The 17,168-nt window shown below is 54.6% G+C and carries 18 protein-coding genes; 15 read left to right on the top strand and 3 right to left on the bottom strand.

Going from position 1 to position 17,168, the window contains the following annotated elements; translation table 11 throughout:
* Positions 1 to 405: 405 nt before the first annotated feature.
* A complete protein-coding gene (gene rluC / locus KTJ90_RS12110) occupies positions 406 to 1,362 on the top strand; it encodes a 23S rRNA pseudouridine(955/2504/2580) synthase RluC (protein WP_003849873.1) in 957 nt (318 codons plus the stop codon).
* Between the two features lie 13 nt (positions 1,363 to 1,375).
* Here the strand turns inward: rluC and KTJ90_RS12105 are convergent, their stop codons facing one another.
* Positions 1,376 to 1,963 carry a Maf family protein gene (locus tag KTJ90_RS12105; protein ID WP_003849872.1) on the bottom strand — a complete coding sequence of 196 codons (588 nt, stop codon included), beginning with the start codon at positions 1,961 to 1,963 and terminating at the stop codon, positions 1,376 to 1,378.
* A 140-nt stretch (positions 1,964 to 2,103) separates the two neighbouring features.
* Here KTJ90_RS12105 and yceD point away from each other — a divergent pair, with 140 nt between their 5' ends.
* From yceD to ptsG, 14 genes are all read left to right on the top strand, one after another.
* On the top strand, positions 2,104 to 2,625 hold the full coding sequence (yceD, locus tag KTJ90_RS12100; protein WP_008925931.1) for a 23S rRNA accumulation protein YceD: 522 nt from the start codon (positions 2,104 to 2,106) through the stop codon (positions 2,623 to 2,625).
* Between the two features lie 14 nt (positions 2,626 to 2,639).
* Entirely contained in the window at positions 2,640 to 2,810 is a 171-nt protein-coding gene (rpmF, locus tag KTJ90_RS12095) for a 50S ribosomal protein L32 (protein ID WP_003849870.1), read from the top strand.
* Positions 2,811 to 2,835: 25 nt separating this feature from the next.
* A complete protein-coding gene (gene plsX, locus KTJ90_RS12090) occupies positions 2,836 to 3,876 on the top strand; it encodes a phosphate acyltransferase PlsX (protein ID WP_003849869.1) in 1,041 nt (346 codons plus the stop codon).
* Positions 3,877 to 4,830: a beta-ketoacyl-ACP synthase III gene (locus KTJ90_RS12085; RefSeq protein ID WP_003849868.1), complete on the top strand. Its 954-nt coding sequence runs from the start codon at positions 3,877 to 3,879 to the stop codon at positions 4,828 to 4,830.
* Positions 4,831 to 4,846: 16 nt separating this feature from the next.
* Entirely contained in the window at positions 4,847 to 5,779 is a 933-nt protein-coding gene (gene fabD, locus KTJ90_RS12080) for an ACP S-malonyltransferase (protein ID WP_003849867.1), read from the top strand.
* A 10-nt stretch (positions 5,780 to 5,789) separates the two neighbouring features.
* Complete coding sequence (fabG, locus tag KTJ90_RS12075; RefSeq protein ID WP_003849866.1) at positions 5,790 to 6,524, top strand: 3-oxoacyl-ACP reductase FabG; 735 nt, start codon at positions 5,790 to 5,792, stop codon at positions 6,522 to 6,524.
* 154 nt (positions 6,525 to 6,678) lie between these two features.
* Positions 6,679 to 6,915, top strand: a complete 237-nt coding sequence (gene acpP, locus KTJ90_RS12070) for an acyl carrier protein (protein ID WP_003849865.1) — start codon at positions 6,679 to 6,681, stop codon at positions 6,913 to 6,915.
* 85 nt (positions 6,916 to 7,000) lie between these two features.
* A complete protein-coding gene (fabF, locus tag KTJ90_RS12065; protein ID WP_008925932.1) occupies positions 7,001 to 8,242 on the top strand; it encodes a beta-ketoacyl-ACP synthase II in 1,242 nt (413 codons plus the stop codon).
* A gap of 91 nt (positions 8,243 to 8,333) precedes the next feature.
* On the top strand, positions 8,334 to 9,149 hold the full coding sequence (gene pabC / locus KTJ90_RS12060) for an aminodeoxychorismate lyase (protein ID WP_003849862.1): 816 nt from the start codon (positions 8,334 to 8,336) through the stop codon (positions 9,147 to 9,149).
* Positions 9,146 to 10,165: a cell division protein YceG gene (gene yceG / locus KTJ90_RS12055; protein WP_003849861.1), complete on the top strand. Its 1,020-nt coding sequence runs from the start codon at positions 9,146 to 9,148 to the stop codon at positions 10,163 to 10,165. Before pabC ends, yceG begins: the two co-directional genes overlap by 4 nt.
* On the top strand, positions 10,155 to 10,787 hold the full coding sequence (tmk, locus tag KTJ90_RS12050) for a dTMP kinase (RefSeq protein WP_003849860.1): 633 nt from the start codon (positions 10,155 to 10,157) through the stop codon (positions 10,785 to 10,787). Before yceG ends, tmk begins: the two co-directional genes overlap by 11 nt.
* Positions 10,787 to 11,776 carry a DNA polymerase III subunit delta' gene (holB, locus tag KTJ90_RS12045; protein WP_078804279.1) on the top strand — a complete coding sequence of 330 codons (990 nt, stop codon included), beginning with the start codon at positions 10,787 to 10,789 and terminating at the stop codon, positions 11,774 to 11,776. Before tmk ends, holB begins: the two co-directional genes overlap by 1 nt.
* An 18-nt stretch (positions 11,777 to 11,794) precedes the next feature.
* Positions 11,795 to 12,586 carry a metal-dependent hydrolase gene (locus KTJ90_RS12040; RefSeq protein WP_140915877.1) on the top strand — a complete coding sequence of 264 codons (792 nt, stop codon included), beginning with the start codon at positions 11,795 to 11,797 and terminating at the stop codon, positions 12,584 to 12,586.
* A 289-nt stretch (positions 12,587 to 12,875) separates the two neighbouring features.
* Positions 12,876 to 14,312: a PTS glucose transporter subunit IIBC gene (ptsG, locus tag KTJ90_RS12035; RefSeq protein ID WP_003849857.1), complete on the top strand. Its 1,437-nt coding sequence runs from the start codon at positions 12,876 to 12,878 to the stop codon at positions 14,310 to 14,312.
* Positions 14,313 to 14,364: 52 nt separating this feature from the next.
* Here ptsG and bglB read toward each other — a convergent pair whose 3' ends face one another.
* Together bglB and KTJ90_RS12025 are read right to left on the bottom strand one after the other, a co-directional pair.
* Positions 14,365 to 15,504, bottom strand: coding sequence for a beta-galactosidase BglB (gene bglB, locus KTJ90_RS12030; RefSeq protein ID WP_105099311.1), 1,140 nt, complete (start codon positions 15,502 to 15,504; stop codon positions 14,365 to 14,367).
* Between the two features lie 3 nt (positions 15,505 to 15,507).
* Positions 15,508 to 17,106 (bottom strand): MFS transporter, encoded by a 1,599-nt coding sequence (locus KTJ90_RS12025; RefSeq protein ID WP_008925937.1) that lies wholly within the window; start codon positions 17,104 to 17,106, stop codon positions 15,508 to 15,510.
* Between the last annotated feature and the right edge of the window lie 62 nt (positions 17,107 to 17,168).

The raw sequence follows: 17,168 nt of genomic DNA, 5'->3' as shown, positions 1-17,168 counted from the left end.
ACAGCACCAGATAGTGGAAATGCCTGAGAGAATAAAGAAAACCCGTGCATCCCATACTGCTGTCCAGGCCGCAACCCGCAGCCCGCTAAGTGCCTGATTTCGCATTACGTCTTACGCCATTGCTGCGTGTCTGCTCAATCCGGCAAAATGACAATTTCGCTCGGTTTCTGCCCTGAAATGCATCAGTTAGGAAACTCAGGCATTATTCCATTGCTAACCTTCATATAGCAAGGCGACTTTAGCCAGCTTGTGAAGTTTCTTTACATTTAACGCGTTAATGTGTCCGACAATGCAGCGCTTTGCTGAAAAAGCCAGCAGAGAGGCGACTTGCCGTCACACCAACTCCTGAGTTAAGCACAGAAAAAGGGGTGGCGCTATCAGGGGACACTATTTAGAATCGCCGCCATGAAAACAGAGAATCCCGGCGTACATTTTGTCGCCATCACGGCTGAAAATGCCGGACAACGCATTGATAACTTTTTGCGCACCCAGCTTAAGGGTGTGCCAAAGAGCATGATTTATCGCATCGTACGCAAAGGCGAGGTGCGGGTGAATAAAAAGCGCGTTAAGCCAGAGTACAAGCTGGAGGAGGGCGATGAGGTACGCATTCCGCCTGTTCGGGTAGCGGAACGCGATGAAGACGCTGTTTCCCCTAAACTGGCAAAGGTTGCCTCACTGGCTGATGCCATCCTGTTTGAGGATGAGTCGCTGCTGGTAATGAATAAGCCTTCCGGTACCGCCGTGCATGGGGGCAGCGGACTTAGCTTTGGCGTCATTGAAGGGTTACGCGCCCTGCGACCTGAAGCGCGCTTTCTGGAATTAGTGCATCGCCTCGATCGCGATACCTCAGGTATTCTGCTGGTTGCTAAAAAGCGCTCGGCGCTGCGTTCTCTGCATGAGCAACTGCGTGAAAAGGGCATGCAGAAAGATTACCTGGCTCTGGTGCGCGGTAACTGGCCCTCACATCTGAAGGTGGTTCAGGCACCGCTGCTGAAAAACATCCTGCAGAGCGGAGAGCGTGTTGTGCGCGTCAGCAGTGAAGGCAAGGCGTCGGAAACCCGCTTTAAAGTGGAAGAGCGGTTCGACTTTGCCACCCTGGTAAAAGCGAGTCCGGTCACCGGACGCACACATCAGATTCGCGTTCATACACTGCATGCCGGGCATCCCATCGCCTTTGACGATCGTTACGGCGAACGTGACTTTGACAGTCAGCTGGCCTCAACCGGATTAAAACGGCTGTTCCTGCACGCAGCGGCGCTGACCTTTACCCATCCTGGCACGGGCGAAGTAATGCGGGTCGAAGCGCCACTCGATGACGGGCTGAAGCAATGCCTGAATAAACTGCGTCAGATGAAGGCGTAACGGCTCTCCGGTATCAGTCCGTTAAAGGATTGATACCGGCCTGCTGCAACATCTCATTCAGCGCAATCAGCGGCAGCCCAATCAGCGTATTGGGATCGCGGCCCTCCAGTCGATCAAACAGACAAATTCCCAGCCCTTCACTTTTAAAACTGCCGGCACACTGCAGCGGCTGTTCTTTTTCCACGTATCCAGCGATTTCGGCGTCGGTTAAGGTGCGGAAATGCACCACAAAGGGCTCACAGCACTGCAGCAGTCTGCCACTGCCCGGATGAAAAAGGGCCAGACCGGTATAGAAGGTAATGGCTTTACCGCTGGCGGCACGCAGTTGCGCGCATGCATTCTCCGCCGTGTGAGGCTTTCCGGTGATCGTGCCATCCAGCACGCAGACCTGATCCGAGCCGATGATCCAGTGGCTGGGCCAGGTTTTTGCCAGCGCCTGCGCTTTTGCCACGGCCAGGCGTGTTACCAGCGCTTCGGCGGTTTCACCTGGCACGGGGGACTCATCAACCTCCGGCGCGGCGGTCATAAATGGCAAGCCAAGCTTATGCAGTAAAGCCTGCCGGAAGGGCGACGTTGAAGCTAAAAGAATCGATGGTGTCATTTTTTTTCAATAGTGATAGCGAATTGGTGGCAGTCATTTTAAACTGTGCGCCGCACTGGATGCGAATAGTGGTTGAAAGATGCTGTTTAACGGCCTTTTTCTTTGACTCTATGACATTACAAAGTTAATATGCGCGCCCTATGCAAAAGGTAAAATTACCCCTAACGCTGGACCCTGTCCGCACCGCTCAGAAGCGCCTTGATTATCAGGGTGTCTACACATCTGTACAGGTGGAGCGTGTGGCCGAGTCGGTCGTTAGTGTGGACAGTGATGTGGATTGTGCCATGTCGTTTGCGGTTGATAACCAGCGTCTGGCGGTACTGACGGGTACTGCTGAAGTACAGGTGACGTTGCGTTGTCAGCGCTGCAACCAGACCTTTCCCCATCACGTAAAAGTGAGTTACTGCTTCAGCCCTGTCTCTTCTGAAGAGCAGGCCGAAGCATTACCGGAAGCGTACGAGCCGGTCGATGTCAACGAGTTTGGTGAGATCGATTTGCTGGCGGTTGTCGAGGATGAACTGATTCTCGCGCTGCCGGTCGTTCCGGTGCACGATTCTGAACACTGTGAAGTGTCCGAGGCGGACATGGTCTTTGGTAAACTGCCTGCAGAGGCGGAGAAACCAAATCCATTTGCCGTATTAGCCAGTTTAAAGCGTAAGTAATAGGAGTAAGGTCCATGGCCGTACAACAGAATAAACCCACCCGTTCTAAGCGTGGTATGCGTCGTTCGCACGATGCGCTGACCACTGCTGCTCTGTCAGTAGATAAAGTTTCTGGCGAAACTCATCTGCGTCACCACATCACTGCGGATGGTTACTACCGCGGTCGCAAGGTTATCGTTAAGTAAGTTTCTTGCTTAGCAAGGCGATACCTTGACACGTTTGACCCTGGCGATTGATGCCATGGGCGGGGACTTCGGTCCCTGCGTGACAGTGCCTGCAGCATTGCAGGCACTGGCCTCTCATTCGGAACTTTTCCTTCTTCTGGTCGGCAATCCCGACACCCTCATGCCATTGCTTGCCAAAGCGGATTCCTCCCTGACGGGGCGTTTGCAGGTTATCCCTGCCGAATCGGTTATTGCAAGTGATGCGCGGCCTGCTCAGGCCATCCGGAACAGTCGCGGCAGTTCAATGCGTGTCGCGCTGGAGATGGTCAAAGAGGGACGTGCACAGGCCTGTATCAGCGCCGGTAATACCGGTGCACTGATGGGGCTATCAACACTCTTATTAAAACCGCTGGACGGTATCAAACGCCCGGCGCTGATGTCCGTTTTACCGCACCAGCAGCAGGGTAAAACGGTGGTACTGGATTTGGGCGCGAATGTTGACTCAGACAGTGCCATGCTGGTGCAGTTTGCTGTGATGGGGTCGGTAATGGCTGAGCATGTGCTTGGTATTTCACGGCCCCGTGTCGCGTTGCTCAATATTGGTCATGAAGAGACTAAAGGGCTGGAAACTATTCGCGATGCCGCAGTAGTACTGCGAGAATCACCGCAAATCAACTATATTGGTTACCTCGAAGGCAATGACCTGCTTACCGGTAAAACGGATGTGATGGTCTGTGACGGTTTTGTCGGAAACGTCACGCTGAAGACAATGGAAGGCGTGGTAAGAATGTTTCTTTCTCTGCTGAAGTCATCAGGGGAAGGTAAAAAACGGTCATGGTGGCTGACGTTGCTGGGACGCTTAATCCAGAAACGCCTGGCGAAGCGCTTCGGGCAACTCAACCCTGACCAGTACAATGGCGCTTGTCTGTTAGGATTGCGCGGAACAGTGATCAAGAGTCACGGCGCAGCAAATCAACACGCTTTCGCCGTGGCGATAGAACAGGCAGAGCAGGCGGTGAGGCAGCAAATTCCCGAGCGAATTGCTGCGCGCCTTGATGCTGTATTAGCCAGGAGTGACAAAGCCTAGATGTATACCAAAATTATCGGTACGGGCAGTTATCTGCCCAGCCAGGTTCGCACCAATGCCGATCTGGAAAAAATGGTGGAGACGTCGGACGAGTGGATTGTGACCCGTACGGGCATCCGTGAGCGCCGCATTGCTGCGCCTGACGAAACCGTCGCCACCATGGGATTCAGTGCGGCGCAACGCGCCCTTGAAATGGCCGGCGTTGACGCGAACGAGATTGGGCTGATTATTGTCGCCACAACCTCTTCCAGCCACGCCTTCCCAAGCTCCGCCTGCATGATCCAGCAAATGCTGGAGATCAAAGACTGTGCGGCATTTGACCTTGCTGCCGCCTGTGCAGGTTTTACCTATGCGCTGAGCGTGGCCGATCAATACATTAAAAATGGCGCGGTTAAACACGCTCTGGTGATTGGTGCTGATGTTCTGGCGCGCGCGCTGGATCCTGAAGATCGCGGTACCATCATCCTGTTCGGTGATGGCGCTGGTGCGGTCGTGCTGGGTCAGAGCGAAGAGCAGGGGATTATCTCAACTCATCTTCATGCTGATGGTCGCTATGCCCAGTTGCTGACGCTGCCTTATCAGGATCGCGCTCATCAGGATCAGCCTGCTTATGTCACAATGGCAGGCAACGAAGTCTTCAAAGTCGCGGTTACCGAGCTGGCTCACATCGTTGACGAAACGCTTCAGGCCAATAATCTCGATCGCGAAATGCTGGACTGGCTGGTGCCGCATCAGGCTAATCTGCGCATCATCAGCGCCACCGCGAAAAAACTCGGTATGACCATGGATAAAGTAGTCGTTACACTGGATCGTCACGGCAATACCTCTGCCGCATCGGTGCCAAGTGCACTGGATGAAGCGGTTCGTGATGGCCGCATCAAACCCGGACACCTTATTTTGCTGGAAGCCTTTGGTGGTGGATTCACCTGGGGTTCTGCGCTGGTTCGCTTTTGATTGACAGGAACGAAAGATGACGCAAATTGCATTTGTTTTTCCAGGTCAGGGTTCACAGACCGTGGGCATGCTGACTGAATTAGCCGCGACCTATCCGCTGGTTGAAGAGACCTTTCGTGAAGCCTCGGACGCGCTGGGATATGATCTGTGGCAGTTAGTGAGTCAGGGTCCGGCTGAAGAGCTGAATAAAACCTGGCAGACTCAGCCTGCATTGCTTGCCGCCTCGGTGGCTATCTATCGTGTCTGGCAGCAGCAGGGCGGTCAACAGCCAGTCCTGATGGCCGGTCACAGCCTGGGTGAATACTCTGCGCTGGTTTGCGCCGGTGTGCTCAGCTTTGCTGATGCCGTGAAGCTGGTTGAGCTGCGCGGCAAACTGATGCAGGAAGCCGTGCCAGAAGGCACTGGCGCGATGCAGGCGATTATTGGCCTGGATGACGCAGCTATTCGCAAAGCCTGCGAGGAGAGCGCGCAGGGACAGGTGGTTTCACCGGTTAACTTCAATTCGCCGGGCCAGGTGGTCATTGCGGGTAACAAAGAAGCCGTTGAGCGTGCAGGTGCTGCCTGTAAAGCCGCGGGCGCTAAACGTGCCCTGCCACTGCCCGTCAGCGTGCCTTCCCACTGCGCACTGATGAAGCCCGCAGCGGATAAACTGGCGGTCGCGCTGGAAAACATTACGTTTGCTGCGCCTGCGGTGCCAGTGATTAATAACGTCGATGTGAAAGCAGAAACCGATGCTGCGGCAATCCGGCATGCGCTGGTTCGTCAGCTTTACAGCCCGGTTCGCTGGACTGAGAGTGTGGAAGCGATGGCAGAACAGGGCGTTACGCAACTCCTGGAGATGGGTCCAGGTAAAGTCCTGACCGGTCTGACGAAACGTATTGTCGATAGTCTGACAGCGGCTGCCGTTAACGATACAGCATCCCTGACAGCTGCACTCGGTAAGGAATAAGAGGAAAATCATGAGCTTTGAAGGTAAAGTTGCGCTGGTTACCGGCGCGAGTCGCGGCATTGGTCGTGCGATTGCAGAAACCCTGGCGGCACGTGGTGCTAAAGTTGTGGGTACTGCAACCAGCCAGAATGGCGCCGACGCCATCAGTGCTTACCTTGGCGACAAGGGTAAAGGCCTGTTACTGAATGTGACAGATGCTGACTCCATCAGCAGCGTTTTAGAGAATATTCGCGCGGAATTTGGCGAAGTGGATATTTTAGTCAATAATGCAGGCATTACGCGTGATAATCTCCTCATGCGCATGAAGGACGATGAGTGGGAGGATATCTTAGATACTAACCTCACATCGGTATTCCGCCTTTCTAAGGCGGTCCTGCGTGCCATGATGAAAAAGCGCGTGGGCCGTATCATCACCATTGGTTCCGTTGTTGGAACCATGGGTAATGCGGGCCAGGCAAACTACGCGGCAGCTAAAGCGGGTTTGATTGGTTTTAGCAAATCACTGGCGCGCGAAATCGCGTCACGTGGCATTACCGTCAACGTCGTGGCTCCAGGCTTTATTGAGACTGACATGACGCGGGCACTGAACGAAGATCAACGTTCCGGTATTTTGGCGGAAGTCCCTGCGGGTCGCTTAGGCGATGCACAGGAAATCGCCAATGCTGTCGCATTTTTAGCCTCTGACGAAGCAGCCTACATCACAGGTGAAACGCTGCACGTCAATGGCGGAATGTACATGGTCTGATAAATCACGAAATCATTTGCTTTATTTGCGGTTAAAACCGCAAAATAACGCAAAATCGTGGTTCGACCAGCCGGGATTTTGTTGCATCTTTTTCACCATTTTATACACTACGAAAACCATCGCGAAAGCGAGTTTTGATAGGAAATTAAATAGTATGAGCGATATCGAACAACGCGTTAAGAAAATCATCAGTGAGCAGCTGGGTGTGAAAGAGGAAGAAGTCACCAACTCTGCATCTTTCGTAGAAGACCTGGGTGCCGATTCTCTTGATACCGTTGAGCTGGTGATGGCTCTGGAAGAAGAGTTTGATACTGAGATTCCAGACGAAGAAGCTGAGAAAATCACTACCGTTCAGGCAGCGATCGACTATATCAATAGCCATAAAGGCTAATGAATATCTTCAGGCGGTCGCTCGACCGCCTGATTTTTTTGTTTGTCCCACATAGTTCCCTATTTCCCCTCCCTGGAGGACGAACGTGTCTAAGCGTCGTGTAGTTGTGACTGGTCTTGGCATGTTGTCTCCTGTCGGCAATACCGTAGAGTCTACCTGGAGTGCTCTCCTTGCCGGTCAGAGCGGCATTACCCTGATCGACCATTTTGATACCAGTGCTTATGCAACGCGTTTTGCAGGTCTGGTAAGAGGTTTTAATTGTGATGACTACATCTCGCGCAAAGATCAGCGCAAGATGGATGCCTTCATCCAGTACGGCATTGTAGCCGGTATGCAGGCCATGCAGGACAGTGGTCTGGTTGTCACCGACGAAAATGCAGGCCGTGTTGGCGCGGCAATTGGCTCCGGCATCGGTGGTTTAGGTCTGATTGAAGAGAATCATACTTCACTGGTCAACGGCGGTCCGCGCAAAATCAGCCCATTCTTTGTGCCTTCAACCATCGTTAACATGGTGGCGGGGCATCTCAGCATCATGTATGGCCTGAAAGGTCCAAGCATCTCTATCGCGACAGCCTGTACCTCTGGTGTGCACAACATCGGTCATGCTGCACGTATCATCGCTTATAACGATGCTGACGTGATGCTGGCGGGTGGCGCAGAGAAAGCCAGTACGCCATTAGGCGTGGGTGGTTTTGGTGCAGCACGTGCCCTCTCAACCCGAAACGAAAACCCGCAAGCGGCCAGCCGCCCGTGGGATAAAGATCGCGACGGTTTTGTGCTGGGTGACGGTGCCGGCATTGTGGTACTCGAAGAGTACGAGCATGCGAAGAAGCGTGGCGCAAAAATCTACGCTGAAATCGTAGGTTTTGGTATGAGCAGCGATGCCTACCACATGACTTCACCACCAGAAGATGGTTCAGGTGCCGCGGCGGCCATGATCAATGCGCTGCGCGATGCCCAAATGACGCCAGAGCAGATTGGCTATGTCAACGCGCACGGTACGTCCACGCCAGCGGGTGATAAAGCGGAAGCGCAGGCGGTGAAATCGGTCTTCGGGGCAGCGGCCAGCAGTGTGATGGTCAGCTCAACCAAATCAATGACCGGGCACTTGCTGGGTGCCGCAGGCGCTGTTGAAGCGATTTACTCGATTCTGGCACTGCGCGACCAGGCTGTTCCTCCGACTATCAATCTCGACAATCCGGATGAGGGCTGCGATCTTGACTTCGTACCTCACACCGCGCGTCAGGTTTCTGGTCTGGAATACACGCTGTGTAACTCTTTCGGATTCGGCGGAACCAACGGTTCATTGATTTTCCGTAAAGTGTAATCGTTGCTGATTGCTAAAAAGGCCCGCGATGCGGGCCTTTTTTTATCCTGCAAAATGCGGTGAAATCAGAGGTCACGCTCAGGAGAGAACGATGTGGATTAACGGGTTCAGACAATCGACAGTGGCCGCCAGCGACCGCGCACTGCAGTTCGGCGATGGCTGTTTTACTACCGCCGCCGTGCGTCAGGGTAAAATTGTGATGCTGGAAAGCCATATTCAGCGCCTTAAAGATTGCTGTGAGCGGTTATGGATCGCTGGCGTCGACTGGCATCAGCTTGAGACCGAGATGAAGCAGGCCGCTTATGAACAAACCCAGGCGGTGCTGAAAGTGATTATCAGCGCGGGCAGCGGCGGGCGGGGTTACAGCCGTCGCGGCTGTGGCGAACCTGTGCGAATCGTCTCTCTGGCCGCCTGGCCACAACACTACACCGATATACAGCAGCGTGGTGCCCGACTCCGGCTTAGTCCGATTCGTCTGGCGCGAAACCCGCAATTTGCCGGTATCAAGCACCTGAACCGCGTGGAGCAGGTGATGATCCGGGCTCATCTTGACCAGACAGACGCCGACGAGGCGCTGGTGCTTGACACTGAAGGTTGGGTGGTGGAATGCTGTGCGGCCAATTTATTCTGGCGTCAGGGCACGCAGATTTTCACGCCCGATCTCTCGGCATCGGGTGTCGATGGCATTATGCGGCGGAGTCTTATGGCGCAACTTGCTGCCGCAGGTCAGGCTTGCCAGATAGTGAAAAGCGAACCGGCGCAACTGCTGGCCGCCGATGAAGTGGTGATATGTAACGCGCTGATGCCGGTTCTGCCGGTCCGACAGATAGAAGCGGTGCAGTTTACTGAGCGCTCGCTGTTTAAGCAGCTGCTGGCAAGCTGTGAACAAATAATGGATGCATCATGATTCGAAGTAAAAAGATTCTCGTCAGCCTGCTGGCAATCGTCGTTCTCGCAGCGGTGCTGAGTTACTGGCAGGTTAAGCAGTTTGCTGCCACCCCATTGACGCTGAAACAGGAAACGATTTATACGCTGCCTGCCGGCACGGGGCGGGTTGCGCTTGAAGCGCAGCTGGAAGAGCAGAAAATTATTCCCCACAGTATCTGGTTTGGTGCGCTGCTGCGTCTGGAGCCGGAACTGGCGACCTTTAAGGCGGGCACTTATCGCCTTGAGCCAACCATGACCGTACGCTCGCTGTTACAGCTGCTGGCCAGCGGCAAAGAGGCGCAATTCCCGGTGCGGTTCGTCGAAGGTCAGCGGCTCAAAGAGTGGCTGAGTGAACTGCGTAAAGCGCCCTACATCCGGCACACCCTGAAAGACGATCAGTTCGCCACCCTGGCCAGCGCACTCAAGGTGGAGCCTGAACAATTGGAAGGCAACTTCTTCCCGGATACCTATCTCTACACGGCGAACACCACCGATATGGCGCTGTTGCAGCGGGCGCATGATCGGATGAAAAAGACCATTGATGCGGTGTGGCAGGGACGGGCGGACAATCTGCCCTATAAAACGCCACAGGATATGGTGACGATGGCCTCCATCATTGAGAAAGAGACCGGTGTCAGCGAAGAGCGCGCACGTGTCGCCTCGGTGTTTATTAATCGCCTGCGCACGGGAATGCGGTTGCAGACCGATCCCACCGTCATCTATGGCATGGGTGACAGTTATAACGGCACGCTGACCCGCAAAGATCTTGAAACCGCCAGCGCGTACAATACTTACACGATTAACGGGCTGCCGCCTGGCCCGATTGCCATGCCGGGCAAAGCATCGCTGCAGGCAGCAGCGCATCCTGAAAAAACGAACTATCTCTACTTCGTTGCAGACGGGAAGGGTGGACATACGTTCACCACCAACCTTGCCAGCCATAACAAAGCGGTGCAGATTTACCGGCAGACACTGAAGGAAAAAAATGAACAGTAAGTTTATCGTCATTGAAGGCCTGGAAGGCGCCGGAAAGACCACTGCGCGTGATGCTATTGTTGCCACGCTGCGCGCCCGGGGCATCAACGATCTGGTCTTTACCCGTGAACCGGGCGGCACGCCGCTGGCAGAACAGCTGCGGACACTGGTCAAGCAGGGGATTGAGGGTGAGCAGGTTACGGATAAAGCAGAGCTGCTGATGCTCTATGCAGCGCGCGTTCAGCTGGTGGAGACCGTCATCAAACCTGCGCTGGCTCGCGGTGCCTGGGTGATTGGCGATCGACACGATCTCTCTTCTCAGGCTTACCAGGGCGGCGGTCGGGGACTCGACAGTGAACTGATGCAGACGCTGCGTGATGCTGTCTTAGGCGATTTCCGTCCCGACCTGACGCTCTATCTGGATGTGACACCTGATATTGGTCTCCAGCGTGCCCGTGCACGTGGCGAGCTGGATCGTATTGAGCAGGAGTCATTGCGCTTCTTTGAGCGCACCCGCGCGCGCTATCTGACGCTGGCAGCAGACGATCCCACCATTCTTACCATTGATGCCACTCAGTCGCTGGAAGAAGTGACCGCGTCACTTAAAGCGACGCTGGATAGCTGGCTGGCGGAGCAGGCGTGATGAACTGGTATCCGTGGCTGAATCAGCCTTACCGTCAGGTGATCAGTCAGCACCAGGAAAATCGCGCGCACCATGCGCTGATGATCCAGGCGATGGCGGGCATGGGCGATGAGGCACTGGTCTGGGGAATGAGCCGCTGGCTGATGTGCCAGCAGCGGGATGGCCTGAAAAGTTGCGGAGAGTGCCACGGTTGTCAGCTGATGCAGGCCAACACCCATCCTGACTGGTATCGACTTGAGGCAGAGAAGGGCAAAAGTACCCTGGGCATTGATGCGGTGCGTCAGGTGACGGAAAAGATGTATCACTTTGGTCAGCAGGGCGGCGCGAAAGTGGTCTGGCTGCCAGATGCTGCGCAGCTTTCGGAAGCCGCAGCTAACGCACTGCTGAAAACCCTTGAAGAGCCGCCTGCCAACAGCTGGTTCTTCCTCAGCAGCCGTGACCCCTCACGCCTTTTGGCCACGCTGCGCAGCCGCTGCATGACGCTTCATCTGACACCGCCGGACGAAGGACAAAGTCTGCTCTGGCTGAAGAAGCAATCCTCCCACGATGAACAGATGCTGCTGGCAGCGTTGCGCCTGGGCGCGGGCGCACCCGGAGCGGCACTGAGCCTGCTGGAAACCGGACCGTGGCAAGCCCGTCAGAAGCTTTGTGACGCGCTGCCCGCTGCGTTACAGCAGGACATCCTGCAACTGCTGCCTGCACTGAACGCGGACGACGCGGCCGCACGTATCGGCTGGCTGCTCTCGTTATTGCTGGATGCCATGAAATGGCAGCAAAATGCGGGACAATGGCTGAGTAATATTGATCGACAGGATGTGGTGCAGCTCCTGGCCGGTTACTTTTCCGCCAGTGCGCTCAACAGCAGCACCCAGGCATGGATGCGCTGTCGTGAGCAGTTACTGCATGTGGCGTCAGTCAATCGCGAATTATTGCTGACCGATCAGCTCCTGAGCTGGGCGGACCTACAGAAGCCCGCGCTGGTCGGCTAAACCTACCTGAGAGTAATTATGTTTATTGTTGATTCCCATTGCCATCTTGATGGCCTGGATTATGAAAAGAACCACCGTGACCTTGATGATGTGATCGCTAAAGCAGCAGCGCGTGACGTGAAATTTATGCTGGCTATTGCCACCACGCTGCCGGGTTTTCACACCCTGAAAAGTCTGGTTGGCGATCGAAAAAACATTGCCCTCTCCTGCGGCGTGCATCCGCTGAATCAGGAAGAGGCCTATGACGTTGAGGAGTTTCGCCGGCTCTCTGCCGATCCTCAGGTCGTGGCACTGGGTGAAACCGGGCTGGATTATCACTATCAGCCAGAGACCAAAGATCAGCAGCAGCGCTCATTCCGGGAACATATCCGTACCGGCATCGCGCTGAATAAACCGATTATTGTTCATACCCGGGATGCACGCGAAGATACGCTGGCGATTTTGCGTGAAGAGCAGGTCGAGCGTTGTGGCGGCGTGCTGCATTGCTTCACCGAGGATCAGCCCACCGCCGCAAAGCTGCTGGATATGGGCTTTTACATCTCATTTTCCGGTATTGTCACCTTCCGCAATGCTGAACAGTTACGCGAAGCTGCGCGTTATGTGCCGCTGGACAGGATGCTGGTGGAAACGGATTCACCTTATCTGGCACCCGTGCCGTATCGCGGTAAAGAGAATCAGCCCGCTTATACGCGCGATGTTGCCGAATATCTGGCCGTATTAAAAGGCGTGGATATGGAAACGCTGGCCGCTGCCACCACTCAAAACTTTTCAACGCTGTTTCATATCCCCATGAGTAAGCTGGGCGGCTAACCGTCTTTTATTTCACTCTCTGTAATTAATCTGCAACCTGCTTATATGACCCTGTCTATTCAGCCAGGGTCAGCTTTTTATCGTCGATTACTCGTGCGGATCAGTCAGAAATTTCGTAAAGTGCGCGGCTCTGTTTGTTGAAACGTGATAGCCGTCAAAGTAACAATTCGGGATTTATTTTACCCTTCGTAATAAATCAAAAGGCGGTCACCGCCAGCCCGGCAAAGAACCCTCCCTCTTTGCCACGCGCTCTGCGCAAATATGCACTCATACTCAGGAGCTTCACGCTATGTTCAAAAATGCTTTTGCCAACCTTCAAAAGGTCGGTAAATCGCTGATGCTGCCGGTATCGGTTCTGCCGATTGCCGGTATTTTGTTAGGGGTCGGTTCAGCCAATTTCAGCTGGTTACCAGCAGTGGTTTCCCATGTAATGGCAGAAGCGGGTGGATCGGTGTTCGCCAACATGCCACTGATTTTTGCTATCGGCGTGGCGCTGGGCTTTACTAACAACGACGGCGTTTCGGCACTGGCCGCCGTTGTCGCGTATGGCATCATGGTGAAAACCATGGCGGTCGTTGCACCGCTGGTGCTGCATCTGCCAGCGGCAGAGATCGAGGCGAAACACCTCGCCGATACCGGGGTGCTGGGCGGTATCATCGCCGGTTCCATCGCCGCTTACATGTTCAACCGCTTCTACCGCATCAAGCTGCCAGAATATCTGGGCTTCTTTGCCGGTAAACGCTTTGTGCCGATTATCTCTGGCCTGGCGGCGATTGTGCTGGGTGTGCTGCTCTCCTTTATCTGGCCACCCGTCGGTGCTGCGATTCAGGAGTTCTCACAGTGGGCGGCCTATCAGAACCCGGTTGTTGCCTTTGGTATCTACGGCGTTGTTGAGCGCGCGCTGGTGCCATTTGGTCTGCATCACATCTGGAACGTACCTTTCCAGATGCAGATTGGTGAATATACCAATGCGGCAGGTCAGGTATTCCACGGCGACATCCCACGTTACATGGCAGGTGACCCGACCGCAGGTAAACTCTCAGGTGGCTTCCTGTTCAAAATGTACGGTCTGCCAGCAGCCGCGATTGCTATCTGGCATTCAGCGAAACCTGAAAACCGTGCCAAAGTTGGCGGCATCATGATCTCTGCTGCGCTGACCTCATTCCTGACCGGTATCACCGAACCGATTGAATTCTCATTCATGTTCGTGGCGCCGATTCTGTATGTGATCCATGCGCTGCTGGCAGGTCTGGCCTTCCCAATCTGTATCCTGCTCGGAATGCGTGATGGCACCAGCTTCTCACACGGTCTGATCGACTTCATCGTGCTGAGCGGCAACAGCAGCAAAATCTGGTTGTTCCCGATTATCGGCATCATCTACGGCCTGGTTTACTACACCGTATTCCGCGTCCTGATTGCGAAACTGGATCTGAAAACGCCTGGCCGTGAAGAGAGCAGCAGCAGCGAGCAGTCTACCGCGACCGGAACGGAGATGGCGGGCAAACTGGTAGCTGCGTTTGGTGGTAAAGAGAACATCACCAACCTGGATGCCTGTATCACCCGTTTACGTGTCAGCGTTGCTGATGTAGCGAAAGTGGATCAGTCTGAGCTGAAAAACCTCGGCGCTCGTGGCGTGGTGGTTGCGGGTTCCGGTGTACAGGCAATTTTCGGAACCAAATCCGATAACCTGAAAACCGATATGGATGATTACATCCGCAGCATGTAATCATTAAGAGATGAAAAAGCCCCGCTAAGCGGGGCTTTTTTTTGGCCAGGACTCAGAGGTAAACACGCAGATACTCAGTCAGACAGAGCAGGGCCATCGCCTGACCGTACGGCATGGAGGTCAGGGGAACCGTGCGGTAGTAGTCCAGGTCACTGCCCATTGCAGTACCAAAAGAGACCTGCTTCAGCTCGCCATCTTCATCAATATTGGCAATTACTCCGTGCAGCGCTTTTTCTGCCACCTCTCGATACGCAGCGGGCAGATAACGCTTGCGCACCGCTTTCAGGATGCCATAGGCAAACCCGGCGGTGGCAGACGCTTCCGGATAGCTGTGCGGATCATCGAGCAGGGTGTGCCACAATCCGCTGCTGTGCTGACAGGCCTTCAACGCGTTGACCTGGCTCTCCAGCACCTGCTGCAGAAAGCGACGGGTCGCGTGATGTTCAGGCCAGTTCATCATCTCCAGGAAGTCGGGAATGACAATCGTCACCCAGCTGTTGCCGCGCGCCCAGCGCGCATTGGCGAAGTTATGGCGGCCATCAAAGTTCCAGCCGTGAAACCATAAGCCGGTTTCGCGATCCATCAGATACTGGGTATGCAGCAGAAACTGATAGCTCGCTTCTTCAACCCACTCATCGCGCTTCAGCAACTGACCAATTTTAGCCAGCGCCATTACGCTCATCATCAGCGTATCGTCCCAGAGCTGCTGGGTGTTCTCATTGTTATAGACAATATGCTGCAAGCCGCCCTGTTCAGTACGCGGCATTTCATACATGACCCATTCTGCCCAGCGCTCCAGCACCGGCACCCAGGCCAGGTTTCTGGTCTCTTCATAACGATAAGCCAGCGTCAGAAAGGGGCACACGGTATTCACGTTTTTGGTCGGCGTGCCTTCCGCCAGACGCTGCGTAAACCATCTGTCAATGATGGCCAGCGTCTGCGCGTCACCGGTCTGCTGATAGTAGTGCAGCATGCCGTACAGGCCGATGCCGTGTGTCCATTCCCAACCCGCCCAGCCTTTAGTATCAATCACCCGGCCATCGTCCAGCCGTAATAAAAATTCGCCTGTTTCATCCGTGATATTGACCAGATTCTGAGTCAGTTTCTGAATCAGCTGAACCAGTTCGCTGCGTGGCAGCAGATACTCAGGCTGGCACAATAAGTTGCTGTGTTTAACGGGAAATACAGTCATGGTCTATTCCTGTCGTTTTAAGGTGGTGTTTAAAGAAGGGGTTAATACGGGATGTGCGGTAAGTTTTTGCGGCGCGGGCTTGTTGCGATTAAGGAAGCCAATGTTGTTATTACCCCACAGATTCTCGTAAGGCATGCCTGCCAGCGTTTCGACAATGCTCCGTGCTTCCGGGGTGAGACTTTCCGGCACGATACGGCCTGCCTCGCGCATCTTCAGCGTCTCCTGGCGCAGCACGGTGTGCGTCTGCAAATTCAGTTTAAAACGCAGTGAGACAATAAAGCCGCAGGTCAGCACGGCCACCGTGCCGATGCTGAGAATCGCCAGAATAGTGTGGCTGACGCCCGGCGCCTGCGTGGCCTGGCCAGATACAAAGCCGGAGAGCTGCAGCACGATGCCCACCAGCATGACGGCACCCGCCTGGGACGCTTTACGCGTCAGGGTCATGATGCCGGCAAATATCCCTTCACGGCGCTGACCGGTGATCACCTCATCCACATCGGCGATATAGGTGTAGGTGTTCCACGGCACATAGTTGATGCCGCCACGCCCCAGGCCTGCGACGGCAGAGATCACCAGCAGCAGAGACATGTTGTCGTTCATTCCGGTATACCAAAGACCGGCATAGGAGAGCGCGGCGAGGCCAAAGAGTATGGCGACCAGACGATAGGCAGGGGCCGGTCCCATACGGATACAGAGCGGGATCATCACCATCACAGCAATAAACTGCAAGACTGCCATTGTGCCCATCAGGCTGGAGGCAACCTGTGCACTCTGCATCAGCACAAACACCACGTACCATGTAAAGACGGCGTTAAACACATCCTGAGCAATATAGCCGCCGAGATACATGCCAAGGTGTTGCCGGAAGATACGGATACGTAAGGTTGAGGCCAGTTCGACATAGAGCCGTTTAAGACTCTGCATCAGCGTCAGCTGCTGCTTTTCCTGCTCCGCACGGCGTGATTCGGCAGAAAAGTCATCGGGGTGACGTTCCCAGGTAAAGCACCACACCAGCGTCAGTACCAGCGCGCAAATTACTGAGAACACCAGGCTGGCATAGAAAAAGGAGAGGGGATTTTCTTTGCCCAGCATGCTCAGCAAAATACCGGGTAAGAATGCGGCCAGTATCGCTGATAATTGTGCCAGACCAATTCGCGCCCCGGAAAAGCGGGTCTTCTGTTTAAAGTCGTCGGTCATTTCCGGCACCAGCGTTTCATAAGGCACCAGAATCATGGTGTAGACGATATCAAACAGCAGGTAAGTGCAGAGATACCACCAGAAACTCATGTCGCTAACCCACATCAGGCTATAACTGAAGACACAGGGTATGCCGAGCAGGATAAAGAATTTCCGGCGGCCAAAACGTTTGCCCAGCCAGGTTGAACCGAAGTTGTCGGTAAGGAAGCCCATCAGCGGGCTGACCACGGCGTCCAGCACGCGAGCGGCGGCGAAAATCAGCGTGGCCTGAATGGGGGTTAATCCACAAAAGGTCGTGTAAAAATAGAGTAACCAGGCGGCAGTCAGCGCCGTTGTGCCTGCTCCGAGAAAATCGCCAGATCCATAGGCCAGATAGTGGCCAGGACCAATTTTACGTGAGCGCATGTGTGAGGCTCCTTAATGTTATGGGGCAATTTGACCGGGTGACGCCAGACATCTCCCCCGGA

Origin of the sequence: Pantoea jilinensis, from assembly GCF_019104105.1 — a bacterium.
Classification (GTDB): Bacteria; Pseudomonadota; Gammaproteobacteria; order Enterobacterales; family Enterobacteriaceae; genus Pantoea; species Pantoea eucalypti.
This window is presented reverse-complemented; position numbering and strand designations above follow the sequence as displayed.

Coding starts and splice junctions, on each gene's coding strand:
- rpmF (WP_003849870.1), top strand. CDS start 2,640: ATGGCCGTACAACAGAATAAACCCACCCGTTCTAAGCGTGGTATGCGT.
- bglB (WP_105099311.1), bottom strand. CDS start 15,504: ATGACTGTATTTCCCGTTAAACACAGCAACTTATTGTGCCAGCCTGAG.
- KTJ90_RS12085 (WP_003849868.1), top strand. CDS start 3,877: ATGTATACCAAAATTATCGGTACGGGCAGTTATCTGCCCAGCCAGGTT.
- KTJ90_RS12105 (WP_003849872.1), bottom strand. CDS start 1,963: ATGACACCATCGATTCTTTTAGCTTCAACGTCGCCCTTCCGGCAGGCT.
- KTJ90_RS12040 (WP_140915877.1), top strand. CDS start 11,795: ATGTTTATTGTTGATTCCCATTGCCATCTTGATGGCCTGGATTATGAA.
- pabC (WP_003849862.1), top strand. CDS start 8,334: ATGTGGATTAACGGGTTCAGACAATCGACAGTGGCCGCCAGCGACCGC.
- fabG (WP_003849866.1), top strand. CDS start 5,790: ATGAGCTTTGAAGGTAAAGTTGCGCTGGTTACCGGCGCGAGTCGCGGC.
- tmk (WP_003849860.1), top strand. CDS start 10,155: ATGAACAGTAAGTTTATCGTCATTGAAGGCCTGGAAGGCGCCGGAAAG.
- yceG (WP_003849861.1), top strand. CDS start 9,146: ATGATTCGAAGTAAAAAGATTCTCGTCAGCCTGCTGGCAATCGTCGTT.
- yceD (WP_008925931.1), top strand. CDS start 2,104: ATGCAAAAGGTAAAATTACCCCTAACGCTGGACCCTGTCCGCACCGCT.
- holB (WP_078804279.1), top strand. CDS start 10,787: ATGAACTGGTATCCGTGGCTGAATCAGCCTTACCGTCAGGTGATCAGT.
- fabD (WP_003849867.1), top strand. CDS start 4,847: ATGACGCAAATTGCATTTGTTTTTCCAGGTCAGGGTTCACAGACCGTG.
- acpP (WP_003849865.1), top strand. CDS start 6,679: ATGAGCGATATCGAACAACGCGTTAAGAAAATCATCAGTGAGCAGCTG.
- rluC (WP_003849873.1), top strand. CDS start 406: ATGAAAACAGAGAATCCCGGCGTACATTTTGTCGCCATCACGGCTGAA.
- ptsG (WP_003849857.1), top strand. CDS start 12,876: ATGTTCAAAAATGCTTTTGCCAACCTTCAAAAGGTCGGTAAATCGCTG.
- KTJ90_RS12025 (WP_008925937.1), bottom strand. CDS start 17,106: ATGCGCTCACGTAAAATTGGTCCTGGCCACTATCTGGCCTATGGATCT.